Annotated in this window: 15 protein-coding genes and 9 pseudogenes; 12 read left to right on the top strand and 12 right to left on the bottom strand. The window is 35.0% G+C overall.

The genetic code is table 11. The features are described 5' to 3' along the window. Positions 1 to 28: 28 nt before the first annotated feature. From AAGD65_RS05050 to AAGD65_RS05020, 7 genes and pseudogenes are all read right to left on the bottom strand, one after another. Positions 29 to 1,077 (bottom strand): annotated as a pseudogene (locus AAGD65_RS05050) (IS481 family transposase). A 69-nt stretch (positions 1,078 to 1,146) separates the two neighbouring features. Next, a pseudogene (locus AAGD65_RS05045) lies at positions 1,147 to 2,531 on the bottom strand (phage portal protein). Between the two features lie 156 nt (positions 2,532 to 2,687). Beyond that, entirely contained in the window at positions 2,688 to 3,359 is a 672-nt protein-coding gene (locus AAGD65_RS05040) for a hypothetical protein (RefSeq protein ID WP_264683286.1), read from the bottom strand. A 45-nt stretch (positions 3,360 to 3,404) separates the two neighbouring features. Further along, positions 3,405 to 3,638, bottom strand: a complete 234-nt coding sequence (locus tag AAGD65_RS05035; RefSeq protein ID WP_264683287.1) for a gpW family protein — start codon at positions 3,636 to 3,638, stop codon at positions 3,405 to 3,407. Positions 3,639 to 3,641: 3 nt separating this feature from the next. Continuing rightward, positions 3,642 to 5,465, bottom strand: a pseudogene (locus tag AAGD65_RS05030) (phage terminase large subunit family protein). After that, a pseudogene (locus AAGD65_RS05025) lies at positions 5,462 to 6,891 on the bottom strand (ankyrin repeat domain-containing protein). Before AAGD65_RS05025 ends, AAGD65_RS05030 begins: the two co-directional pseudogenes overlap by 4 nt. Further along, positions 6,851 to 7,618, bottom strand: a pseudogene (locus AAGD65_RS05020) (IS5 family transposase). Before AAGD65_RS05020 ends, AAGD65_RS05025 begins: the two co-directional pseudogenes overlap by 41 nt. A 74-nt stretch (positions 7,619 to 7,692) precedes the next feature. Here AAGD65_RS05020 and AAGD65_RS05015 point away from each other — a divergent pair. The 4 genes and pseudogenes from AAGD65_RS05015 (at position 7,693) to AAGD65_RS05000 (ending at position 11,387) form a co-directional block, all read left to right on the top strand. Then, a pseudogene (locus tag AAGD65_RS05015) lies at positions 7,693 to 8,314 on the top strand (IS6 family transposase). A 173-nt stretch (positions 8,315 to 8,487) separates the two neighbouring features. Next, positions 8,488 to 8,694: pseudogene (locus AAGD65_RS07000) on the top strand (hypothetical protein); the annotation flags it as partial. Between the two features lie 104 nt (positions 8,695 to 8,798). Beyond that, entirely contained in the window at positions 8,799 to 10,118 is a 1,320-nt protein-coding gene (locus AAGD65_RS05005; protein WP_264683288.1) for a dihydroorotase, read from the top strand. Positions 10,119 to 10,202: 84 nt separating this feature from the next. After that, positions 10,203 to 11,387 (top strand): ribonuclease D, encoded by a 1,185-nt coding sequence (locus AAGD65_RS05000; RefSeq protein ID WP_264683289.1) that lies wholly within the window; start codon positions 10,203 to 10,205, stop codon positions 11,385 to 11,387. Here the strand turns inward: AAGD65_RS05000 and coaE are convergent. Further along, positions 11,377 to 11,955, bottom strand: a complete 579-nt coding sequence (gene coaE, locus AAGD65_RS04995; RefSeq protein WP_264683290.1) for a dephospho-CoA kinase — start codon at positions 11,953 to 11,955, stop codon at positions 11,377 to 11,379. The two genes, AAGD65_RS05000 and coaE, sit on opposite strands and share 11 nt — an antisense overlap. Positions 11,956 to 12,089: 134 nt before the next feature. Between coaE and AAGD65_RS04990 the strand changes: the two genes are divergently transcribed. The 3 genes from AAGD65_RS04990 (at position 12,090) to metG (ending at position 16,140) form a co-directional block, all read left to right on the top strand. Continuing rightward, positions 12,090 to 13,493: an NAD(P)H-dependent flavin oxidoreductase gene (locus tag AAGD65_RS04990; RefSeq protein WP_264683291.1), complete on the top strand. Its 1,404-nt coding sequence runs from the start codon at positions 12,090 to 12,092 to the stop codon at positions 13,491 to 13,493. An 81-nt stretch (positions 13,494 to 13,574) separates the two neighbouring features. Beyond that, entirely contained in the window at positions 13,575 to 14,486 is a 912-nt protein-coding gene (locus tag AAGD65_RS04985; protein WP_264683292.1) for a hypothetical protein, read from the top strand. A gap of 124 nt (positions 14,487 to 14,610) precedes the next feature. Continuing rightward, complete coding sequence (metG, locus tag AAGD65_RS04980) at positions 14,611 to 16,140, top strand: methionine--tRNA ligase (RefSeq protein WP_264683293.1); 1,530 nt, start codon at positions 14,611 to 14,613, stop codon at positions 16,138 to 16,140. A gap of 133 nt (positions 16,141 to 16,273) precedes the next feature. Here the strand turns inward: metG and AAGD65_RS04975 are convergent. After that, positions 16,274 to 16,895, bottom strand: a pseudogene (locus tag AAGD65_RS04975) (IS6 family transposase). A gap of 52 nt (positions 16,896 to 16,947) precedes the next feature. On the opposite strand from AAGD65_RS04975, the pseudogene AAGD65_RS04970 reads away from it, so the two are divergent. Beyond that, a pseudogene (locus AAGD65_RS04970) lies at positions 16,948 to 17,736 on the top strand (Mur ligase domain-containing protein); the annotation flags it as partial. Positions 17,737 to 18,160: 424 nt separating this feature from the next. Here AAGD65_RS04970 and AAGD65_RS04965 read toward each other — a convergent pair. Next, complete coding sequence (locus AAGD65_RS04965) at positions 18,161 to 19,321, bottom strand: multidrug effflux MFS transporter (RefSeq protein ID WP_264683295.1); 1,161 nt, start codon at positions 19,319 to 19,321, stop codon at positions 18,161 to 18,163. A 16-nt stretch (positions 19,322 to 19,337) separates the two neighbouring features. On the opposite strand from AAGD65_RS04965, the gene AAGD65_RS04960 reads away from it, so the two are divergent. Together AAGD65_RS04960 and AAGD65_RS04955 are read left to right on the top strand one after the other, a co-directional pair. Next, positions 19,338 to 19,895, top strand: a complete 558-nt coding sequence (locus AAGD65_RS04960; protein WP_264683296.1) for an acetyltransferase — start codon at positions 19,338 to 19,340, stop codon at positions 19,893 to 19,895. A 253-nt stretch (positions 19,896 to 20,148) separates the two neighbouring features. Next, positions 20,149 to 21,078: an AEC family transporter gene (locus tag AAGD65_RS04955; RefSeq protein ID WP_064125222.1), complete on the top strand. Its 930-nt coding sequence runs from the start codon at positions 20,149 to 20,151 to the stop codon at positions 21,076 to 21,078. A 362-nt stretch (positions 21,079 to 21,440) separates the two neighbouring features. Here AAGD65_RS04955 and AAGD65_RS04950 read toward each other — a convergent pair whose 3' ends face one another. Continuing rightward, the gene (locus tag AAGD65_RS04950) at positions 21,441 to 21,884 is read right to left on the bottom strand and encodes a hypothetical protein (RefSeq protein WP_264683297.1); all 444 of its coding nucleotides are present in this window, start codon (positions 21,882 to 21,884) and stop codon (positions 21,441 to 21,443) included. 118 nt (positions 21,885 to 22,002) lie between these two features. Further along, the gene (gene prfA, locus AAGD65_RS04945) at positions 22,003 to 23,094 is read right to left on the bottom strand and encodes a peptide chain release factor 1 (protein WP_264683298.1); all 1,092 of its coding nucleotides are present in this window, start codon (positions 23,092 to 23,094) and stop codon (positions 22,003 to 22,005) included. Between the two features lie 110 nt (positions 23,095 to 23,204). Between prfA and yihA the strand changes: the two genes are divergently transcribed. Then, positions 23,205 to 23,801 carry a ribosome biogenesis GTP-binding protein YihA/YsxC gene (gene yihA / locus AAGD65_RS04940; RefSeq protein WP_369800778.1) on the top strand — a complete coding sequence of 199 codons (597 nt, stop codon included), beginning with the start codon at positions 23,205 to 23,207 and terminating at the stop codon, positions 23,799 to 23,801. 4 nt (positions 23,802 to 23,805) lie between these two features. Continuing rightward, positions 23,806 to 24,714: an acetylglutamate kinase gene (gene argB / locus AAGD65_RS04935; RefSeq protein ID WP_040754531.1), complete on the top strand. Its 909-nt coding sequence runs from the start codon at positions 23,806 to 23,808 to the stop codon at positions 24,712 to 24,714. The last annotated feature ends 90 nt before the right edge of the window (positions 24,715 to 24,804 follow it).

Below are 24,804 nucleotides of genomic sequence, written 5' to 3'. Positions count from 1 at the left end.
AGACACAACTTAATCTGACAGACACGAATTAACTGACAGAAGAATTGAGGTAGTTAAAACTAATATCAGTCTCTTGTTTAATGCTACTAATATTTTTCTGAAAAGCAATGTGTTTGCTATCAAGAAAAGTTTGCATAGGCATAGCAGTATTTACCTGAGTGAGGCCTGCTCTCATTGTAAGAACGCAACCAATGATCAACATCTATCTGCAGATCTTCCAAAGAATTGTAGATTTTCTTGCGAAAAATAATATTGTAACACTCATCTTGCATAGTTTTATGGAATCTCTCGCATATGCCATTAGTTTGCGGAGTTGGTTTTAGAATATTTTCAATTCCTAAATATAGCTGATAAGCGTGATTTTCTGGTTTGCCACAGTATTCCGTACCCCTATCAGTCAAAATGCGCAACAATGGTACGTTTTGCCCATCAAAGAAAGGTATATTAAGAAGATCTGCTGCAGTAATTGCAGTTTTGTCTGTATAAAGCTTTGCCATAGCAACTCTTGAATAGGTATCAATAAAAGTTTGCTGATAGATTCTTCCTATACCCTTGATATTGCCTACATAATAAGTATCTTGAGAACCTAAATAACCGGGATGTTCTGTTTCAATTTCACCATGTGCTTCCCTTTGTTCTTTAACTTTTTCTAAAGCCGCAAGTTGCTCCTCTGTTAGAATTATTCCATCTTGCATAACTTTTGCCTCAAGAGCCTTCAGTCTTTTTTTGAAGGTCTCAAGGTCATTTCTCAGCCATACAGATCTCACTCCACCTTCAGAGATTATTATGCCCCTTTTTCTAAGCTCATTTGCAGCTCTTTGTTGTCCATATGCTGGAAATTCTGTAGCTATGGCAATTACTGCCCTTTCTATATCTTCGGAAACTCTGTTTGCTAATAGAGGTTTTTTCTTACTTATTTCATGTAATGCTTCTTCTCCTCCATTTTCATATAATTCCTTGAATCGATAAAACGTATCTCTCCATTACTTTGCACGCTTGTGATACATTTCCTAATTGTTTTGCTAGCTCCAATAACCCTAACTTTGGTTTTAGTATTTTTGTTTGTATTGTACTCATTTCTAACACTCCTTTTGTTTGTTTATTATTTTATAACTTACTTTTTTAAAGTGTCAGATCAAGTGTTATTTAGTACACATCAGAATCAAAGAGAAGGTTGAAAGAATCAGCACGTTTTTGATCTTCTGCTATTTCTTGGTCAATTTCTTCTACATCATAACCCAATTCTGAAACAACTTCTGAGCGACTCTTAAATCCATTTCTTACTGCCATTTGCTGTGCTTGCTGGTCTTTTAGTGGATCTACCCAATCAAATCCCTGTGGTATCCATTTTACTTCTTCTTTCGCTGCTTTTACTACTTTTTCATCTATACTCAGTTCTCCACAAAGCACTGCTAACTCTAGCCATCTATTCCATACTGGTCTGCAAAACTGAAATACCATAATGTTGTGTTGCAGCATAGCACATCGACGACGAAACTCTATTAATCCCGCTCGAATGGATGAATAATTAACGCCTTCCTGTTAGTTGCTCGTATGTTATCCCTGTGCCAATCGCTATTGCCCTCAGTTGCTGTCTCATGAATGCTTCATAACTTCCTCCAACATCAGACGGCTCTGAAAATTTTATGTCTTCTCCTGGATCAAGTAGCTGCATGGTTCCTGGCTCGAGTCCTGATAAAGCTACACCATGCTCATTGGCTTCACCTTCACCTAAAATACTTGCTTCTGGATCAAGTCTGGTAATAAATCCAGCAAACATCGCAGCAGTCTTTTTTCGTACTAATTCTGCATCATCATACTGGTCAAGTTCGTAAAGCTTCAAAAGCACGTTAGAAAGCCAAGGTTCCCCTCTCAGGTCTTAATGGTCTATAAATATGTAAAACATCATTTGCTGGTACTCTTACTGACTCTCCAAAGGTATTTTCACCAGGGTGTTCTTTAAATAAGTAATAAGCTTCTCTTTGACCAAGCCTGTTAAACTCAATACCATTACGAATTATGTTACCATTTGCTAAAGTTAGATTTGTTTTATTGTCCAAATGCTCTGATTCTAGTACTTGCAGTTGTAATGGTACAGAAGATCCATCTTCGTGTTTACGATTTCGGAGGCGTACAAAACATTCTCCTCCCTCTATCATACTTCTGCATACTAGAGCTTGTAATCCATAAAAATCACTTATTCCACAGCTATCTGCTTCATCTGTCCATTTTAGCCATAACTCTTGCACTTTCTTTCGAAATTCTCCATCTCTTGCTTTTGATTGCGGTTTTATTCCTGTTCCAATAGAGTTACTTACTATCGTATCAATGATATTTGCTGCATATGGATTTTTTCTCACCATATCACGTGATCGACTACGTAAAGTTTCAAGGCTTTGAGACAGCAAATTGTTTATACTTCCTAACTCTGGTTGAAAGTGAAAAAATCTTCTTCCTGAACCTGCTGCATCCCACGCTGAGCTTTTTATCTTTGGTTTGTTGAATAATTGTTTGAATGATTTGAGTAACATTTAGATTGTTAACTACGCAACAGATTGTTGCACTATTTGTAACTACAGTGAACTGCTAGAAAATCCAGTCAATAAGCTATCAACACCTGTTATTTATTCAAGCAGTTCCTATACAAGTACATCTCTATTTAATTTTTACCAGAAGTACACTTAAATTTAAGATAGACTCCTTTCTTCTATATTAGGTTGCACAGTGGCGTTTTCTAAATTCATAAAAGGTTGTCTCTCCTGTTGACCAAGAGTGAGCTCTCTTAAACAACTCATGATCTGTGATACTTGCAACATAGTAAAAACTCCTATTCCAAATATACCTGTTAAATACCTAGACATTGAAAACTCTTCATCATTATAATTTCCAGATGTATAGACTAGGTAGAGCGAACCTGCAAATAGGGCAGAATGAGCCAAATTACGAATTCTTTCTTTTACTATTCGACCATTTGAATCTCTCTGTACCTCTTCAAGAATTTGTAATGCTCGTTCTGAAGCACTTAAAAATTCTTCTCGACTATAGGGGACGTTTCGTACCAGCCCTAGCTCCTCTGATGTTTTTCCTCCAATATTTCTAATAGCATCTTCTAGCTCTTTTAATGCTCTATTACCTATTCTTGGCCTTTCACTTATTTTTGGATTACTACCTTGGCTGTCAGCAATAATCACATAATCTAAAGCTGTAAGCCGCTGATCACCAAAAACAATGATATCGTTAATATGATCTTTTACCTCATTGACAATCTCTAGTGCTCTTTTAACACTAGCTCTATCATTTTCCGTAGGAATCAACGCAATTTTTCCAACTAGTTCTTCTTGTAATTCTTTAATATTCATGTAACTCCTATAGTTATAAAATTTCTACTATATAGTATTACATTTTTAATTAATTTTGTCAATTCCCTTACTCGTTGAAAAAACAATTTTCCTCTTTGGCTTCACACCTGCAACTTTCAGTTCAGCTTTAATACGTTGTCTTAAGCTTAGCAAGTCATTTATCTGAACTTCAGCATACCTTACTACATGGTCACCATATGCAATTGATACTACTCGCTCTCCGTTTTGCAGCTTCTTTATCGCTTCTTCGACTTGAATTAAATAATCTTCGTTATACATTTATTACTTGCTGATCCATTTGCTTTTGACTATTTTCTTTGATTTTTTACTTTCTGGTTTTTCACTTAAACTATTCCATTTACTCTCTGGCCATCTGTCTATTCCCAGTGCTATTGATGCTGCTCTCGCATAAATTCGGCAATCCAGTACTTCATTTCTTTCTCTTACCTTTTGCCACTCTTGTTTAGTGTATCCTTTTACTACCTTGCTGACTAATTGCTCTGCTGTTAGCTGCTTAAAATATTCAGGTGCATACTCTGGAAAATGACAGTATCCTGCTGGAGCTTCTTCACCGTCCTTTAAAACATTAAGTAATTGAAAAAGTTCTGACTTTAAAATCGATACTCCTACTGGCCACAGCTTTATTCCTCTCTTTAGCTTTTGACCACCAACTGTTATATCTACTCTACTTGGGCTGCTAAGTGGTACTAGTGCTTTATTTACACCTTTGACTGCCATTACTCTTCCAGATCCTTGATGACCTCTTACCCAGTTGTAAACTTCCTGTGTTGCATATCCTGCATCAACTGCCATCATACTTATCATATATTCAAGCCCATTTTCACCGATAAAATGATGATTTAACAGCTCTGAAAGCTTTTTCCATACTTCTCCACTTCCTGTGTCTCCTTCAAATACTCGGTAGTCTATTGACCAACTTTCACGGCTTTTTCCCCATGCTACAACTTCTACTTCTAACCGATCTTTTTGTACATCTACTCCTGCAGTAAGTACCACTTCTCTCTTAGGTACTGTGCCTACGGGAAAAAATTCTCTCCTGTTAAATAATTGCTTCCAGTCTGGTACTTCTCCTTTGTCTACCTAAGTTTCTCCTAGCGTGGTATTTATCCAAACCTTCAGTAATTGTTCACTTTCTTTTGCATGAAGAAAATCCTCTACTGCTTGTTGCCAACTATACCAGCCAACTGGACTATAAAGACTTGAAAGATGAAATCCTTTTTTCTCACCTTTTACTCTATTAGTAGGCCTCCATTCTCCACGCTCAAGCATCTCTGTCTTTTGATGATTTTCTATCTTTTCACCACATTCTATACACATATAGTGTGCTGTATTTGGATTTTTATCTTCCCATTTTATTTGTGGCCATTTTAATACTTGATAGTAATTACAATACGGACATGGTACAAAAAAGTATCTCTTATCTGTTGCTTCAAATTCTTTCTCAATTCTGCTTATTCCATGAATCGTTGGTGTTGATACTAAAAAAATCTTTCGCCGTGCAAATGTATTAGTACGGGCTATGCTGAGTAAAACTGGATCTCCTTCACCTCCTGAATCTCCTGGATAGGCATCTATTTCATCAAGAAAGAGGTATTTTACTGGCATAGAGCGAAGTCCTACACTGCTATTTGCTCCAGTTATTACTACTATTCCACCTGGAAACTCCTTGCTTTGCACAGTATTGCCCGAGTCTCTTGATCTTGGGTCTTTTACTTTACTTTTTAAACATGGTGTGCTTTCAATCAGTGGTGCAAATCTTCCCTTCGACCAACGCTTTCCCATTTCAACTGTTGGCTGTACTACTAGCATTGGCCCTGGTGTTTGATCGATGATATAGCCTATCCAATTGTTACCTGCTTCTGTTCCTCCAATTTGTGCTCCTTTCATGAATACCACTTTTTCTACTGGCGAGGACGGAGATAGTGAATCCATGATCTCTTTTAAATAAGGCGTTCTTTCTGTTCTCCATTTTCCTGGCTCTGATGCTGCAGTTGCTGCTAAAACTCGATACTCATTTGCCCACTCTGATACTTTAAGCTCTGGATCTGGTTTTAAACCTTCAGAAAAAGATGTGGCGTATATCATTGTCTGCATCTACTCATAATTGGTTCTATCTGAATATCATTAACAGTAGAACTACACTCCTCCATAAACATCTTTTTCTGAAATTCCTTTTCTATATATCTTTTGCTCATCTCACTTAGCATTATTGCTATAACAAGCGCAAATACTCCTGTTATTGTTGCAAAAATGATCGCACTGCTTATTGTGGCTGCTGTTAAACCTATATATGCTGCCATTGCTACTGCACTTACTGAGGTAAAAACACAGATCACACTATTGTATTTTCTTACTTTTGCATCTCTATGCTCTATACACCTATAATAAATTGGTACAGATCTGCCTATCTCATCTGGTAATTTGATGCTCTTTTCTTTAAATAAAGTTTTTAGCAATTCTAAATTATTTGACTTGATTGCTAAGTGCAGAACAGGTGTATAGTTTGCTCCTTTTTTCAGTAGTAATTTTACTACATGTAAATGTCCTTTTTCTGCAGCAAGGTAAATCGGTGATAGACCTTTATTGTTTGAAATATCAATATCAATTTTTTCTTTTAAAATAGACTCTACAAGCTCAATTTCTCCTCTTTGTGCAGCTAAGTGAAGTAGACTATTCTTTTCAGAACCGTATTTATTACTTATCAAAGCCTTCTTTATCTCAGGTTTAGCGTAATCAAATGGTGTTTTGCCACTATCGTCTTTTACCAGAGGGTCTATATCTTCTCGCGTTAGTAAAACTTCTATTGTTTTCAGTCTTTCAGCATAATGTAGTGGTGTTTTATTTTCGTAGTCTTGCAAATTGACTTGAGCATTAGGCTCCCTTATTAAGCATTTGAGGATATCCAAACACAAATCTCTTTCATCGTAATTAGTATTACTTACAGCTATATGAACAGGTGACAATTTCATTGAGTTTTGTCCCATGCGTGCACTATTCACATCTGCTCCAAGCTTCAGCAGTAACTTTACTATCTCCAACTTTTTATTATTAACTGCATAGTGCATTGGTGTCTGATTTCGCGCATCAAAGACATCTATTTCAGCGTTTCCTTCTCTTATCAAAATCTTTACAACTTCTGCATGTCCTATACCTGCTGCTAGATGTAATGGCGTATGATGCAGAGCATTTCGTACGTTAACGTCAACACCTTTTCCTATCAAATATCTAACTGCATTAACTTCACCTATCATTGCAGCTAAATGAAGTAAGTTATCTTGTTCTGACCCGTATTTATTATTAATTAGCGCTTTTAATATTTCTGCTTTTTTCCCTTCTTTGAAGAGATGTTTTACCATCATTATCTTCCACAAAAGGATTAATGTTCTTCTTCGTAAGTAGCAGATCCACCATGCTTAAACTCTATAGCGTAATGTAGTGGTGTCTTTCCATTTAATCCTCTGAGAGCCTGTTCATAATCTCTTGAGGAGTAAAGCAGTAAAAGCCAGAACAACCATTTGTAGGCTAGTATTGAGCTTTCGCTCACAATTTTTCCACAACCGTCTACACTTTTCCAGCCAAGCAAAAGAACGCTCCACAACCCACCTTTTTGGCAATACAACAAAGGTATGTAATTCACTTCACCTCAACAGTTGCACCAATAGTCGTTTTTATTTGAGTTGCAAAATTTTCTCCTGTATAACCTTCATCAACCAGTATATTTTGAACTTCGGAAAGATTTTTTCTTGCTTTACAAATCATTTCTACAGCAGCATTACGATCTCCGATATTAGCCGTAGTAATATAAATTGCGTGCGGCAAACCTTGCGTATCTACTGCAATGTGACCCTGAAATTTTCTTGCCGGCATCATAACCTTTTTCTTCAGCAGTATCGGTATTTTTTACACTTTGGGCATCAATGATGCAGAAGCTTGTTTTGGTATTCCGACCACTGTTCTCTCCAACCAATTTTTTTTAAGACAATTTCTAGAACACTTTCTCTATCTTCATTCGTTTTTTTACTCCATTTCTTGAAGTAATCGTAACAATTGCGCCATTTTGGAAACTCTTTTGGCAGCATTCGCCATTGGCAGCCACTTTTTAGCACATAAAGCACACCGCAAAATAACTCATATAAATCCAGTCTTCTTGGCTTTGTTTTCTTTCACACGCTTTCTAAAATTAGTCTAATCTTTTCGAATTTTTCATAACTTATGTCACTTGGATATGTATTCCTCATACTTTACCTCATATCAACTGTACCTCATCTTACCATATTCAGAAATCGCGTACAGGCTCTAAAAAAAAGCAAAGATGTTTCGTATCAATCAAAAATTGTTGCCATATTTCAAAGGATTTAGCTTTTCAGCGGATGTTATCTGTATACATGAAATGTCGATTCTCTTTGAGCTATCGAGATTTGGAAGAAATGATGAGTATAAGGGGAGCAAAATGCTACGTTACAAAGGTGGGTTATCACGACTGATAGATGAGGCAGTAAGGAAAAGAAAGAAGCAGGTTGGTAGTAGTTGGAGAGACTTACATTAAATTAAACGGTAAATGGGTTTATTTATATACTGTAGACTTGTGTGTTAGTAGAGACAAGTCTGCAGCACTTGCATTCTTTCGTAAAGCCTTCAGGAGTAACTATCTTCCTGAGAAAATTGTAATTGATAAAAGCGGCAGTAATACTGCTGCTCTTGATGATTTGAATGCAGAAATTTCTGAAGATTACAGTTCTTCAAATAAAATATCTAAATAATATTGTTGATAGATTTATCAAAAAACTAATAAAGCCAATGCTTGGGTTTAAAAGCTTCCATTTCGCAAAGATTACCATCACAGGCATAGAAAATATTCGTATGATTCAAAAAAGACAAATTATTAAAATAATGTTTCTACTTTTGAGAATTTTGCTATGTTAATGGCTTCATAACTCCTATAATCCCACCTTTTTTCCTATGGTTTATAGATGCGACAGAACCGGAAGGGCAGCTGAATGATACAAGGCAAGGTCTAACTGATGAAGTAACTCAACAGAAACAATCTGAAAGCAAGGATGAAGAGCTAAATGAAGAATTCTTGAAAGCAAAAATTTATAGTAAAAGGCAAGGTAATTATGCTTCTGTTTCTTTTGTATTATCTGGAGCATTTGCTGTTGGTACAAGTCTAACAATGGTTCATTTAGCAATGTGTGTTTCGCTTGCTGTAGCTGCATTAACTTTTCTTGCAGTAGGATGTTACTGTTCTTATAACGCAAATACCGCACTTAATAACGTTGAAATCGAAAATGGTAGTTATAGAATAGCTGCTTGAGTATTAATTTAAATATTCTTTATTGCTAGTTTTATATCATCACTTTAATTTGGTTGTATTTTACTAAAAAAACTTTAGATTTATTTTATAATCGATACTCAAATATGATTTGGAATTTATTGCAGACAGGGCAAAAGGAAGGCTATAAAATTGCGTATACCAATGCTCGTATTATTGACCCGGAAACTAAACTTGATATAAAAGGTTCATTATTGACTGAAGGGGATAAAATTGTTGATTTTGGCGAATCATTATTTTCAACAAGTGGAGTTGATGAAACAATAGATTGTGAAGGGCTTGTTCTAATGCCAGGTCTTATTGACATTCACGTGCATTTTCGTGAACCAGGTCAAGAGCATAAAGAAACTATACATACAGGCAGCAAATCTGCAGCTGCAGGGGGCGTTACAACTGTAGTTTGCCAGCCAAACACTGTTCCAGCGATTGATAGTGTTGTCTTGGCTAAGTATTTGAAATATAGAGCATTTGAAACTTCGCATGTGAATGTTCAATTTTACGCTAAAATCACCACTTCGGAAGAAAAATTAACTGAAATGGCACTCTTAAAGGAAGAAGGTGCAGTTGGGTTCACCGATGATGGTATGCCAGTTATGAATCCAATGATTATGAGACAGGCACTGCTTTATTCAAGTATGCTTGGTGTTCCTATTGCTCAACACGCAGAAGATTTGAATCTATCTGCTGGTGGCGTAATTAACGAGGGTAAGATTTCTGAAGAATTGGGAGTAAAGGGAATCTTGAGTGAATCGGAATCGGTTATGGTAACTCGTGATATACTGCTAATGAAGGACATAGAAAATGTACACTACCATATTTTACATGTCTCTTCAAAAGATTCACTTGATGCTATTAAACGTGCAAAAGATTTGGGATTAAATGTTACATGTGAAGTAACTCCTCATCACTTTACTTTAACTGAAGATATAGTAAAACAACACGGAGCAATCGCAAAAATGAACCCGCCGCTTCGCACTGAAGAGGATCGTTTAGCTATGATTGAAGGTTTAAAGACAGGTGTGATTGATTGCATTGCAACCGATCATGCTCCGCATGATCTTAGTTCTAAAGATCTGCCACTTGAAAATGCTGCATTTGGTATTGTTGGCCTTGAAACAATGCTGCCCCTTTCACTTGAACTATATCATAGTGGACAAATGGGTCTACTTGATGTGCTTGCAAAATTGACATATAAGCCTGCAGATATCATACATGTGCCACGTGGCCGCATACAGAAAAACCTTGCAGCGGACTTAATTTTAGTTGATTTGGATCATGAATGGAAAATTAAAGTTGACAACTTTGCTAGTAAATCAAAAAATTCCCCTTTCGATGGACGCAAAGTAAAAGGGCACGTAATACGTACTGTTGTGTCTGGCAAAACTGTATACTTACGGAAGAGTTAGTTATCATACAATTGTGCTATGAATTTGGACCAATTGTAAAGATTTAATATAAGTGGTAAAATATAGCCACTGAATAAAAAATATATGCTAATTAGTACGACATCGGAGCTGGAGAATGCATGTGAAGAATTGATGGCAAAAGATCCAAAATTTATAGCAGTGGACACAGAGTTCATTAGAAATAATTTAACCTACTACCCAAAATTATCGTTAATTCAAATTTCTTACGGAGAGAAGAGTTTTATTGTAGATGCATTAGTGCCAGAAATTGATTTATCATTCATTAAGAAAATGATGCTAAATCAAGGAATAATCAAAGTGTTTCATAGCTGCCGGCAGGATATAGAATCCTTACTCACTGTGTTTAAATGTGTTCCCACTCCTATTTTTGATACCCAAGTTGCTGCTATGTTTTGCCATTATTATCATGACTTTATTGGTTATTCAAAAGTAGTAGAGCAATATCAAGGAATAGCACTGGATAAAATTAAAGCTAAAAATTCAGACTGGTTAAGGCGTCCATTGTCTGAGGATCAACTAGACTATGCAATAAACGACGTGGTATATCTATATGATCTATACCAAATATTGTGCAATAAACTTGAAGAAAGTAATAGGATGAGTTGGTTTCAAGAAGAGATGGAATTATTGGTTGATATAAATAAGTATTTGCATAGTCCAAAAGATGCATGGAGGAGGATTAAATTTAACTATGAAGCAAATCCGAGGCTAATGTTAGTTGTTAAAGCAGTGAGTGAGTGGCAAGAGACTTTAGCACAACGCTATAACATCAATCGTAATAAAGTAATTAATAATGCTGTAATAATTGGTCTTATTGAAAAAAATGTGGAGCGTATTGACGAGGTTTTAGATGATCTTGAGAGGAACACAAAAAATATAAAAGAGGAAGATTTATTAGAATTTATGAATATTTTCAATGAGAATGAGAAGGAATTTGTGCAGCAAAATTATACTCTGTCAGATAATTATGATAAATCTGTATTTGATATACTCTCGATTATTTTGGAGAGCAAATGTAAGGAAAATAACATATCAAGAAAGTTAATTTCATCAAAAGATGAGTTAGCTGGCTCAATATCTGGGCAGATAGATAAACTATTCAAGGGATGGAGATATGATTTTTTCGGCAGATCAGTAGAATCGTTTTTGAATGCAGGCTCAAGGTTTGAAATTTTAATGGTAAAATCTGCTGATAGTATAGCTAAGATTCGGAGTAATCTTGTGGAGAATAACCGTATCACGTGTTAAGGTCTAACGAGTTTATTATATCTTTCACTTGAGAAAGAACATTTGCACTGGTATCGATGATAAAGTCGCTCATTTGCTTTTTTTCTTCAATAGGTAGCTGAATACTAGACATTAGATTCAGCTTTTCTTTATCCATATTACGCTCACTGAGCCTTTGAGCTTGTACAGCGCTATCTGCATGGATAAAAACAATAAAATCGCAATACAAATGGAATCTCGTTTCCAGCAGGAGTGGAATGTCTAGAACTAGAGATTTTCTATCATTTTTTTTCTCCTGAGCAATAAAAATTTCTAATTCATTTCGCACAACGGAATGCACTAAAGATTGGAATTGTTTCCAATTTTCATCATAGGCTAAAAAATATTCAGACAATACTGCTCTGTCTATTTTACCATTTACTACCACCCCAGGAAATTTTTCTTCTGCATAACTTATTATGTTTTTGTCCACTTTATAAAGCTGGTGCACGACAGAGTCGGCATCAAACAAAGCGGCACCAAATTCTTTAAAGCAATTGGCTACAAAGCTCTTTCCAACTGCAATCCCACCTGTTAAACCTATGATCATATAGCAAATTTCTTATAAAACTATATTTATAGCATCTCCTATGCCTATTTAAAACTGAATGCATAGGTATAAAAAGAAAAGCTATGATTTTTTTAGTAATTAAGTAAAATAGAGTGAAAGATTAAGAGGAAATTTTGAAAAATAAGATAAAAAAGATAGTGATTTCAGGGAAAGAAGTGTGGCCAATCATCGAGGGCGGCAAAGGCATTGCAATCAGTGATGGAAGATCAAGTGGGGCGTTTGCTGCAGCAGATGCTGTTGGTACATTTTCTGGTGCAAATGCTAAACTTATTGATGACAATGGAGAGTTGGTGCCACTGATTTATAGGGGTAAAACAAGAAATGAAAAACATGAGGAATTAATTAAGTATAGTATTGAGGCTGGAGTTAGTCAAGCAAAAATAGCGAATGAAATATCAAAAGGCCGTGGAAGAATACATATGAACGTGCTTTGGGAAATGGGAGCAGCAGAACAAGTCCTTCATGGCATATTAGAAAAAGCAAAAGGCTTAGTTCATGGAATCACTTGCGGTGCTGGTATGCCTTACAGACTCGGAGAAATTGCAGCTAAATATCAAGTTTATTATTACCCTATTATCTCATCAGCACGCGCTTTTAAAGCGTTATGGAAACGTGCTTATCAAAAAATATCTTCCTTTTTACTTGGTGGAGTAGTATATGAGGATCCGTGGCTTGCTGGTGGTCACAATGGCTTGAGTAATAGTGAAGACCCAGAATTACCGCAGGCTCCATTTGAAAGAGTTGCAGAGCTTAGATCTTTCATGAACGAGATTGGTCTTACTGAAACGCCAATTGTTATGGCAGGGGGAGTGTGGCATTTGAAGGATTGGGAACATTGGTTTGACAATTTACAAATTGGACCAATAGCTTTTCAGTTTGGCACTCGTCCACTTTTAACAAAAGAAAGTCCGATTTCTACAGAATGGAAAAAGAAGTTACTTACTTTAGAAGAAGGTGATGTATTTTTAAACAAATTTAGTCCAACAGGATTCTATTCATCTGCAGTAAAAAATAACTTCATACATGAGCTACAGGAACGAAATTCACGTCAAATAAAATTTTCAGAAAGTGCGAGTGGAGAGTTTAATAATGAATTTGCAATGGGTAGCAGAGGTAGAAAGATTTACCTTACTGCACAAGACAAAGAACTGGCAGATAAGTGGACTCAGGAAGGTTATACAGAGGCAATGAAAACTCCAGATACAACTGTTATTTTTGTGACACCAAGCAAATTTGCGGAGATAAGACAAGATCAAATTAATTGCATGGGATGTTTGAGTCACTGCTTATTTAGCAATTGGAAAGATCATGGTGACCATTCAACAGGGCGAAAGCCAGATCCACGGAGTTTCTGTATACAAAAGACACTGCAAAACATTGTACATGACGGCAATGTTGAAAATGAACTCATGTTTTCTGGACACAATGTTTACAGATTTAAGCAAGACCCATTTTATGAGAATGGCTACGTACCGACAGTAAAAGAACTGGTGGAAAGGATATTAACTGGGTATTAGGGTATGGTTGAATTGACAAGAAAACGTTACTCTGTTATAATAAGTCTTTATTAATTTAATCCTAATTTAGAGGGAAATTTTATGTATAATAGTGTTTTAAAAAGGTATGCACTTGCCTATATAAAAGAAAATGGCAGTGACAATGGTGTTCAAGAATTTTTACGTTCTCATGATATGCAAAATATTGAGAAGTGGATTGATAAAAGTTTTGAAAATGCGTATAAGGAATTTAAGCTCAATAATCCAACTAATGAGCAGAACAGTACAAAATATGATAGAAGCAATAGGCAACAACCTACAGACCCTCAAGTCATACATATATATAATAGTAGTAGAGGTTTAGATTTTTGGGATTATTTTCTACTTCGTAGCCTGTTTAGTGGTAATACTACAGTGATAAATAACCTTGGTTCCGGTAGTAGTAACCAGCCAAGCAGAGAAGATAAGAAAAAAGACGCAGAAGACAACATGAAATCATTGGCTTTAGGTATAGTAGTTGCAGTTGTGTGTATGGGTTTTCATGGTTTAATGTGTTATTTGTATAACAGCAGCGAAAAAACGGCTAGAGAATCAGAAAAGGTAGATTACCTGGATAATAAACTTAAAATGTTCAGAAATATAGAATTTGCAGTTGGTGCAATTTCTTTAGCAGCTTTGATAGGTTGCGCTATTAACCCAGTCTTACCAATTTGGGGTTTAGTCATTCTTGGTATTAATTCTCTTGTATGTTTTGCTGGTGGTTTGGCTTTTCATATGAAGCATGAGAAAGAGTCAGAAAATATTAAGAAGGCTGAAGAAGCGGTAGATGATTATCACAAACGAGGACCTGAGTGTAGCTTTGGAGATTCTTCTCATCGTGAGGCACCACCTACTTACTTTCCTCAATATCCTAATACTGCTCCAAGTGCTCCTCCTCAAGGTGTATTTAATAATTCTTATTCAGAACAACATTTTGGAGGTTATGGACAGCAAACTGCTTACTCTAAAGCGTAAATTCACTTACAGGATACCGCTGCAAAACGCAGCGGTATAATGGATTTTCAGATTGCTTGTACGATAGGATATATATTGATTTTTATTACTAGTGCAGATACGATAAAGCTTTAAACAGTACAAAATGGAGCAATTTGAGAGCTTTTACATCACTACGCCAATATATTATGTAAACGACAAGCCACATATCGGCCACGCATATACTTCCCTTATCTGTGATGTTGCAGCTAGATTTATGAAATTAGCTGGAAAGAACGTCAAATTTACTACTGGTACAGATGAACATGGACAGAAAATTGAAAAAGCGGCTAAGGTAAAGGGAATAGAGCCAAAAGAATTTACAGATGAAATAAGTGTTACGTTCAGAAAATTGGCTGAGCTAATGAACTTTGATTATGATGATTTTATTCGCACCACAGAAGAACGTCATGAAAAAGCAGTTATAGCTCTGTGGAATAGGCTTGAAGAGAGAGGGCAAATATATCTGAATTCTTACTCAGGTTGGTATTCAGTTCGTGATGAAGCGTTTTATCAGGAATCAGAGTTGATATATGGCAGAGCGCCAACAGGTGCTGAAGTTCAGTGGATAAAAGAAGAGAGCTACTTTTTTCGTTTATCAAGTTGGCAAAATAAATTACTAGAGTTATACGAAAATCAGCCGAATTTCATCTTTCCTGAGAGCAGAAAAAACGAGGTGGTATCGTTTGTAAAATCAGGACTTACTGACCTTTCGATTTCTCGTACTAGTTTTAATTGGGGAATAAAAGTACCAGGGAATGACAAGCACGTAATTTATGTTTGGATAGATGCGCTCACTAACTATCTCACATCAATAGGCTTTCCTAATATAGAAGATGAGGAATATAAGAAATTTTGGACAAACTCCTTCAACGTTCATGTGATCGGTAAAGACATATTGCGTTTTCACTCTGTATACTGGCCAGCGATCCTCCTTGCAGCAGATTTATCACTGCCAAAGCAAATTGCAGTTCATGGTTGGTGGCTGAACGAGGGGGAAAAAATATCCAAATCCCTTGGTAACGTTATAGATCCAATTGGTCTGGCAGAAGAGTTTGGTGTTGATCAACTACGCTATTTTCTCCTTCGGGAAGCAAGTTTCGGTCAAGATGGTAATTTCAGTAAGAAGAACATGATCAGCCGCATAAACTCAGAGCTGGCAAACAATATAGGCAATTTAGTGCAAAGAACAATTTCATTTCTGCACAAGCAATGCTTTGGAGTTGTACCAGTGGTCGATCGCAATTTGCTTAAAGATGATGAGAGTTTACCAAATTGCAAAGCCATAATTGATCAAGTAATGGATCATCTATCAAAGTATGAATTTAACCAGATTATACTCCTGATTATCAATATCTCTTCCAAGGCCAATGCTTACATAGATAAAAGTGCACCCTGGACACTCAGTAAAACCGATAGAGAGCGCATGGATTTAGTAATCTACAAATTACTTGAATACATTAGAATGATTGGCATTTTGCTGCAGCCAATTGCTCCAAAGTCAGCAAAAATGATACTCGATCAGTTGCAAATTCCAAAAGAACAACGTGATTTAAAATCTCTGTGCAACGCATGTGTAAGCTTAGGCATTACACTGCCTAAACCTACGCCGATTTTTTTGAGGATCGATATTTAAAGAATCCTTAGTAAGCCGTTACAAGACTAGACTGAGTTGGCCGTTCTGTAGTTAGCCTTTTTAATTCAACAGAGTCAAAAAAAAGGTTCTGTCGCATCTATAAACCATAGGAAAAAAGGTGGGATTATAGGAGTTATGAAGCCATTAACATAGCAAAATTCTCAAAAGTAGAAACATTATTTTAATAATTTGTCTTTTTTGAATCATACGAATATTTTCTATGCCCGTGATGGTAATCTTTGCGAAATGGAAGCTTTTAAACCCAAGCATTGGCTTTATTAGTTTTTTGATAAATCTATCAACAATATTATTTAGATATTTTATTTGAAGAACTGTAATCTTCAGAAATTTCTGCATTCAAATCATCAAGAGCAGCAGTATTACTGCCGCTTTTATCAATTACAATTTTCTCAGGAAGATAGTTACTCCTGAAGGCTTTACGAAAGAATGCAAGTGCTGCAGACTTGTCTCTACTAACACACAAGTCTACAGTATATAAATAAACCCATTTACCGTTTAATTTAATGTAAGTCTCTCCAACTACTACCAACCTGCTTCTTTCTTTTCCTTACTGCCTCATCTATCAGTCGTGATAACCCACCTTTGTAACGTAGCATTTTGCTCCCCTTATACTCATCATTTCTTCCAAATCTCGATAGCTCAAAGAGAATCGACATTTCATGTATACAGATAACATCCGCTGAAAAGCTAAATCCTTTGAAATATGGCAACAATTTTTGATTGATACGAAACATCTTTGCTTTTTTTTTAGACAATTATATCATTCTTCTTTCTACTTCCCTACAAATGCGACAGAACCCTAAAAAAGAAGTAATACATATAATCGGTATAGGTGGAATTGGAATGAGCGCAATTGCTGAAATTCTTCATAATTCCAGTTATAAAATTCAAGGCAGTGATACGCGATCAAACGACAATATAGATAGGTTACAAAAATTAGGTATAGAGGTCTATATTGGTCACGATGCAAGTAGTATTAGACAAGCTCAAATAGTTGTACATTCTTCCGCAATAAAACCTGATAATGTGGAGCTAGTTGCAGCAAGAAATAACAATAAAACAGTTTTGCATAGGTCAGACATGCTGGCTAAAATTATGAAAGGTAAATATGTGATAGCGGTTTCTGGTTCAAGTGGCAAGACAACAACAACAGCTATGATTGCTTCCATTTTTGATCATTCTGGTACTGATGCTACTGTAATTGTGGGAGGAGTATTAAACTCCTATCAGAGTAATTCAAAACTTGGCAAGAGTGACATTTTTTTAATCGAGGCTGATGAGTCTGATGGAACTATGTTAAAAATTCCTGCAAATATTGCTGTTGTAACAAGTATTAATGACGACCATATAGACCATTACGGTACATTTAACGACATCAAAAATGCATTTTCTCGATTTGTAAACAACGCGGATTTTGCGGTTTTACCTGATTCTGCAAGCGTCAATTATGATGAGAATAATTCTATAACGTTTGGGTTTGGGAATGATAAGATTAGAGCCAGCAACGTCAAACAACACAATAATAGCATAGAATTTGATGTATTGATTAGTATAAACGAAAATAACTGGATTCCATTGTCAACTACTCAAATAGTTGATAGGGATGGGATAAAAGCAGCTCTTGATTCGTCACTTCAATGCTTGAAACGGGACTCTCGTTTCAATGTTGAACAAAATACTATAGAACTCAAGAAGACAATCCCTAGAAAATCTCTACATCCCAAAAAAAGTAAATCGTACTAATGCTATTTGAACGAACTAGCGCAAAAGTAAGCTAAATTTTTTAGGGTATAAAAACAGCAAGAAACAGTATTTTAAAGAAAGTTAGAATTTGATTGGATTGTTGAAAGTTGGCTCTCAAATTTTAGACGCATGAGCAAGCTCATACTTGTTAACTAATATAGACTAGGTGATGTGGAAGAGATACATTTAGAGCAGCCGGCAAAATTGCAATACATATTACCGCAATAACTAGAAATGAGAAGGATCTATATGGTGATTATAGATTTTTCCAGACCTTAAAAACAATAAGTAGACAGTAAATTAGCGCTACTGCAGATAGAACAAGAAGAGATATATTGATTGCCTGACCGTTGTAAACGTAGCTTGTTAAGCCGATAAAAATAGCCATAACAAAAGCTCTAATGAACGAGAGTGCAGAAGAAGCCGTACCTTTAATTTCAGGAAAAACGTTTATTGATGCGTTAAAAACCACTGGCTGGCATATTGCACAACCAATAGAAAAAATAATCATAGATAGTGTTACTAAGTAGAAAGAATGGGGCATAATTACACTGAGTATTACAAACAATAGAGATCCGATAGCACCCACGCTCGTACCAGAAATTACACACCATACGGCTCCAAATTTTTTGAGGATCTTAATGGAAAATAGGCTAATTAGTGAGAAGGACCCAACTATTGCACCTTGATGTAGTGCATAAATAGTACTGGATAAGCCAAAAGTTTCCATATACAAAAAAGGTCCGCAAGTAATGAATGACATATAAGCAGCAGAGAAGAGGCTCTGCTGCAAAGACAGAACCATAAATTTTGAACTCGATAATAATTTTCTGTAATCTTTCATCATTTTTTTCAAACTGAAAATATCGCGGTCCTTTTTTGTTTCTGGTAACAGAAAAAGCAGCAAAACCCAAGAGATTAAACAAAGTATTGCAACAGTTGCATAATTACCACGCCACCCTACAATTTCATTGATGAAACTGCCTAACACTGGCGCAATTGCCATGACAACTGTTAGAACAGAATTCATGATTCCAATAAATTTTATTGCTTTGTCACCCTGATAACTGTCTGCAACGATTGCAAACACAACTACAGATGTGCTTGCACCAATACCTTGAATAAAACGAGAAATTAAAAGAGAAAAAACCGACGGTGCAAAAACACAACCAACAGCGCCGATTAATAACAAAGTGTTACCTATGATCATAATCCTTCTTCTGCCATAACATTCAGACAATGGACCAAAAAATAACCCTCCTATGCAAAAGCCTAGGAAATTATAAGCAATAGTTAATTGAATTGTTCCTTCTGATACGTTAAAATAGCGCACCATATCAGGAAAACTAGGTACGGAAATGTCAATCTCAATGAACTTGGCAATTAGAGACAGGATTAACAGAAATGGTAGTAACATTTGAGATTTTTCATTAATGAATAAAAATATCACATTTAAAGCGTTGAAAGAAGAACATTTTTTACTGTTATTAAAATGGTTAGAAACACCTCACGTAAAGCTATGGTGGGATGCAGATATAAATTGGACACCAGAGTTAATTGAGAAAAAATATAGTACCTACATTAAGGGGTTCAAACGTTTGAAGTTTGAGACGCAAATTATTGAAAAACCGATGTATGCATTCATTATTAATTGTGACGCAGTTGATATTGGTTATATTCAATACTATAATAGGCAAGATTTTCCACCTGAACAAGGCTACGATACTTCAGAGCTTCCAGAAAGTTGTGCTGCTATAGACTGGTATATCGGAGAGCTGAATTATGTAGGTAAAGGAGTTGGTTCACAAGCTTTGAATATATTTTTAAACAAATTTGTCTTTAAAGTTTATGAGAATGCCTTTGTCGACCCAGGTATAGCAAATGTTTGTGCAATCCGTGTTTACGAAAAAGTTGGCTTTAAAAAAATTATGGAAAGTAATAGTGCGATTTTAATGATTAAGGCAAGAATTCCTGAGAACCATTCAAGATGAGTGTTTTTTCAACAATCTACCTAAATTACTACAAGTGGTTTATAAAAATATACAAGGAGCTTTATACAAACTTAACATAATTTAATCATAAAAATATCATTATTAAGTCCTATATAAGAACAAATTTTGGCACTCAGTGAATCTTTTTTAACTAACTATGAACTTGATTAATTGGAAAATAAATTTTACTTACTTTTACAATACCTTAAAATCTAATATCACTTTATCAGCAAAGATATCACAATAGGCTAGTATGTTCTTTACTCTTTTCCTCAAAATATTACCTATTTACATTACAATACTTATTGGTTACTTAGCAGGAAGATATCTTAAAATTGATAGAAATACTATATCTCAAATACTCTTTTATATAGCTAATCCAATAGTGATTTTATACGGAGTATCTCATACAGAAGTTAATTTAAAAGTAATTTCTCTGCCGATTTTGATATGGTTTATAGGTAGTACTATGTCCTTATCAGTGTATTATCTTTCTTCTTTTTTATTTAAGGACAACACGAGAAACATATTAGCGTTTAGCTCGGGCAGCACAAGTATGGGTTATTTTGGTCTACCGATTGCCATGGCTTTATTTGATGAAGATTCAGTGTCTGTGTATGTTGTCTGTTACATAGGAATGGCACTATTTGAAAATAGCTTGGGATTTTATATAGCTGCAAATGGTATCTATACTGCAAAAGAATGCGTATTAAAGTTACTCAAACTTCCCTCATTATATGCAATGATTCTAGGTTTCTTTTTAAGTATATATGATATACAAATACCCACTTTTTTGACAGATGTTATGATAAATATCAGAAGTACATTTATCACATTAGGAATGGTGCTGCTTGGAGTAAGTATTGCACAAATTACAAATTTTAAAGTAGATTGGAAGCTTGCCTTGACCACTATTGTAGCAAAGTACATATTCTGGCCGTCATTTGTTTTGGGAATTGTCTTGCTAGACAAGCATGTTACAGGTATATACGATGAAAGCATCTATAAAGCACTAATGTTACTGGCTATTATTCCGATTTCTGGATCCAGTATAATACTTGCTAATATTTTAAATTACCAACCAGATAAAGCTACTTTATTGCTCCTAATTAGTACTGCAGTGGGGCTATTTTATGTTCCACTTATAATATCATTATTTTTTACTAAACTTGTCCCTTTTTGATCAAAAATTTAAGCGCTAGCCTATTCACAAAACTTGAATTTAGACTAGACTTCTTGGATAATCATAAAAGAAACTAATCCTTTTTTCCTCTCCTTTCTTATTTTTTTACACAGAATAGGAAGTTATCAATTGATGGAATTTTCGCAATAATGTCAATAGCAGTAAGATTTCCTACACCTTTTAGCAGGTCTAGAGTTGAATTTGGATGTTCTATGAGCAGCAACAAATAAATGTAACTTGCCTTTTTCTATATGATGCTATTAACCGAATAGGTATTCGCTTGACATTTCCATATCTTTGTTATCATTAGTAATACTAAAGGGAAAACTAAACTTAATAAGGTTTGGAAGCATATTGTTGTTCTATGATTCACGTAATGCTGCTATGCCTTCGTTGCAGACGTTGTCATAAAGTAAATTAAATTCTTTAATATTTGAAAAACTACCACCCCTTAGCGCACTCATTAATATTATTCCACTTTCAACATTAATATCATTAGAAATTAAATCAAGTTTAATAAGATTTGGAAAGTTACCATTCTTTAACAATTTAGTGATTGCTATTGAGCCTTCTGCGCCAATAATGCTAGAAGTTAATTTACACTCAGTAATATTTGGAAGATTAATATTCTCTAATGCTTCATTTAAAACTTCTCCGCACTGAGCATCAATATAACAATTAGATAAAGTCAAGCTTGTAATATTTTGCTTTTTCTGTAAAAAGTTTACTAGCTTTTCCATATATACATATAGATTATTTAACTCTAAGGTGTTACTATTAACATATTGATTAAAGTCAACTTCCATGGTTTCTGTAAGTTATAGGGCTGCTAATTATAGCATAAATTTAAATAATTGTCAACCTTATGAACAACTAACTTTACTTCTTTTTAACCTGATACCTATGCTTTGTTTCAAATTTCCATCAAAAAGTAACATTACCTCCTCCAGTCAACCTTTCTGCTTCATTTCGTGAAATCAATGCCTCAATAAATTCATCTAGTTCACCTTCTTTTATAATCTGTTCTAGTCGATGTGAAGTGAGATTAATTCTATGATCTGTTATTCTTGATTGTGGAAAGTTATAAGTTCTTATACGTTCAGAGCGATCTCCAGAACCAATTTGGCTTTTCCTCATTGTTGACCTTTCCATTTCTTTTTTTTGTCTTTCAATTTCGTATAGCCTTGCTCTCAACACTTTGAGCGCTTTAGCCTTATTTTTGTGCTGCGATTTTTCATCTTGCTGTATTACAACTATCCCTGTTGGCAAGTGGGTGACCCTTACTGCGCTGTCAGTTGTATTCACTGATTGCCCTCCAGGACCACTGGATCTATAAACATCTATGCGTAAATCTTTTTCTTCTATTTCAAAGTCAACCTCTTCTACTTCAGGTAATATTGCAACAGTAGCTGCGGAAGTGTGCAATCTTCCTGAGGATTCAGTTTCTGGCACTCTTTGTACTCTGTGCACCCCTGACTCAAATTTCAGTCTTGCAAAAACTTCTGTTCCATTAATGAGTGCAGAAGCTTCCTTATGGCCACCTATACCTGTATTAGAAATACTTATTGGCTCAAACTTCCAATTTCTTCTTTCTGCATATTTTTGATACATACGAAATAACATCGCTGCAAATAATGCTGCTTCTTCTCCGCCTGTGCCTGCTCTAATTTCTAATATTGCATTTCTTGAGTCATCTTCATCTTTGGGTAATAATGCCAACTTTAGTTTTGCTTTTACTTTCGGTAATAGTATCTTTTGCTTCTCAAGAAGTTCTTCTTTTGCTAACTCTTTTATATCACCATCGCTGTTCTCATCTTTCATGATTTCTTCTAAATCTGAAATTTCCTCTTTTAATATATTATATTCATCGATTATCTCGATAATTGGTCTGAGTTCAGAGTATTCCTTTGAAAAACTAACGAATTCTTTTTGACTCAAATTGGTAGGGTTTTCCAGATTTCTCTCTACATCAGAAAACTTTTTTTTTAAGTCTTGTAAATTATTCTCTATATCCATATAGTACAGGTCTAGTTTTCAACTGTTTAAGTAAGTAATATATACTGAAATAAAAAATTTCTTATATCAAGCAATAACACTATAATTGTCTCGAATATTTCTACCTAAGTATAATGGCAAAACAGATAACATCAATCTGCAGCTTCATATTTGGAGCTTCAGACAAAAAATCATTACCAGATGAGTCGGCTCCAGAGATTGCATTTGCTGGTAGATCAAACGTAGGAAAATCAAGTTTAATCAACTTGCTGATAAACAGCAAAAAAGCTGCAAGAGTTTCTTCTAAACCTGGATGCACTAGACAAATAAATTTTTACTCTATGTACAATGATAAGTTTAGGATTGTCGACCTACCGGGTTATGGCTATTCTTGTGCAAGCAAGGAAGAAGCAGTACAATACTTAAACCTAATTGAGTACTATCTAATTCACAGGAGAAATCTAAAAAGAGTGTTTGTGCTTATAGATAGCAAGGTAGGATTAAAAGAAATAGACAAAGACTTTGTTTATTGGTTAATATGTAATAATATTAACTTTAATATTGTGCTAACAAAAATAGATAAAGTGAATCAGGAAAGTCTAGATGCTATTCTAGAAAATACTCAAAAGTGGGTTAATAATGAACATGTATCAATTCATCAAATAAGCATTCGTGTTAAGCATAAAATCACCAAGGTAAGAGATGAGTTTTTCAAATTTACAAGATAAAAAAATGAAAAGTGATGAATCTTTAAATGGTAAGATGCCATTGAAGGAAAAAACAGAAATATTATTTGAAGTTCTGTCTAACATACCTAAATTTGTAGGCGAAACTTTTATCATCAAATGCAGCAGTGTAATAATCTCAGATGAAACGCTGCTTAGTGCTTTTGCGCATAATGTTGTTCTGTTGAAACAGCTTGGTATAAATCCGGTGGTAGTTCATGACGGAGAATATGAAATTAACTTAGTGTTAAAAATGCTAGGTATGAATGATAAGTTTATAAATGGTGTCAGACTTACAGACAAAAGCACTATGAAAATCATTGAAATGGCACTGTGTGGTTCAATTAATAAAAAAATTGTTCAGCATATAAATTCTGCTGGTGGTTCAGCTATTGGACTATGTGGAAAAGATGGCAACCTCATAAAAGCTGAAAAGATAAGCACTACGCTTAGGGAAAATAGATTAAATAATATTGAAAAAATACTAGACATGGGATTTATCGGTAGACCAACTGAAATCAATCCTGATATATTATTCTTTATTGAAGAATCAGATTCTATACCAGTTATTGCACCTATCGGTTATGGAAAAAATGGAGAAACATATCATATTGATACTGATAGCACTGCAAGTGCAATTGCACTTGCAGTTTACGCATCTAAAATGATAATCTTGAGTGATACAGATGAAGAAATAAACAAAGTTGGCAATGGAAGAGTCTTGATTAAAAATTTAAAAGAATCGATTGATTGTGGAAAAATTAAAGGAGAAAAATTTGTTGAAAGGCTTATGTCATATACTAAAATGGTAGAAGAATGTGCAGGGGTTGTTCACATAGTTGATGGTAGAGTACCTAACATTATACTTGATTTATTTACTGAGAATAATTCAGGTATATCAATAATGGATGATTAATAGCTGTACTGCTTATAACCATATGAACATTGAAAATTTGGGAATAGCTTATGTCAAATTCCTATTCTCTTTTCCAGTTTTTTAGGTTTT

It is taken from the genome of Wolbachia endosymbiont (group B) of Chesias legatella (assembly GCF_964026945.1).
Taxonomy (GTDB): Bacteria; Pseudomonadota; Alphaproteobacteria; order Rickettsiales; family Anaplasmataceae; genus Wolbachia.
Note: the sequence above shows the minus strand (reverse complement) of the source record. Positions and strands in the feature narration are given on the sequence as shown.

What these genes read in the sequence shown, in the direction of transcription:
- AAGD65_RS05040 (WP_264683286.1), bottom strand. Translation starts at nt 3,359, where the DNA reads ATGAATATTAAAGAATTACAAGAAGAACTAGTTGGAAAAATTGCGTTG.
- AAGD65_RS05035 (WP_264683287.1), bottom strand. Translation starts at nt 3,638, where the DNA reads ATGTATAACGAAGATTATTTAATTCAAGTCGAAGAAGCGATAAAGAAG.
- AAGD65_RS05005 (WP_264683288.1), top strand. Translation starts at nt 8,799, where the DNA reads ATGATTTGGAATTTATTGCAGACAGGGCAAAAGGAAGGCTATAAAATT.
- AAGD65_RS05000 (WP_264683289.1), top strand. Translation starts at nt 10,203, where the DNA reads ATGCTAATTAGTACGACATCGGAGCTGGAGAATGCATGTGAAGAATTG.
- coaE (WP_264683290.1), bottom strand. Translation starts at nt 11,955, where the DNA reads ATGATCATAGGTTTAACAGGTGGGATTGCAGTTGGAAAGAGCTTTGTA.
- AAGD65_RS04985 (WP_264683292.1), top strand. Translation starts at nt 13,575, where the DNA reads ATGTATAATAGTGTTTTAAAAAGGTATGCACTTGCCTATATAAAAGAA.
- metG (WP_264683293.1), top strand. Translation starts at nt 14,611, where the DNA reads ATGGAGCAATTTGAGAGCTTTTACATCACTACGCCAATATATTATGTA.
- AAGD65_RS04965 (WP_264683295.1), bottom strand. Translation starts at nt 19,321, where the DNA reads ATGTTACTACCATTTCTGTTAATCCTGTCTCTAATTGCCAAGTTCATT.
- AAGD65_RS04960 (WP_264683296.1), top strand. Translation starts at nt 19,338, where the DNA reads ATGAATAAAAATATCACATTTAAAGCGTTGAAAGAAGAACATTTTTTA.
- AAGD65_RS04955 (WP_064125222.1), top strand. Translation starts at nt 20,149, where the DNA reads ATGTTCTTTACTCTTTTCCTCAAAATATTACCTATTTACATTACAATA.
- AAGD65_RS04950 (WP_264683297.1), bottom strand. Translation starts at nt 21,884, where the DNA reads ATGGAAGTTGACTTTAATCAATATGTTAATAGTAACACCTTAGAGTTA.
- prfA (WP_264683298.1), bottom strand. Translation starts at nt 23,094, where the DNA reads ATGGATATAGAGAATAATTTACAAGACTTAAAAAAAAAGTTTTCTGAT.
- argB (WP_040754531.1), top strand. Translation starts at nt 23,806, where the DNA reads ATGAAAAGTGATGAATCTTTAAATGGTAAGATGCCATTGAAGGAAAAA.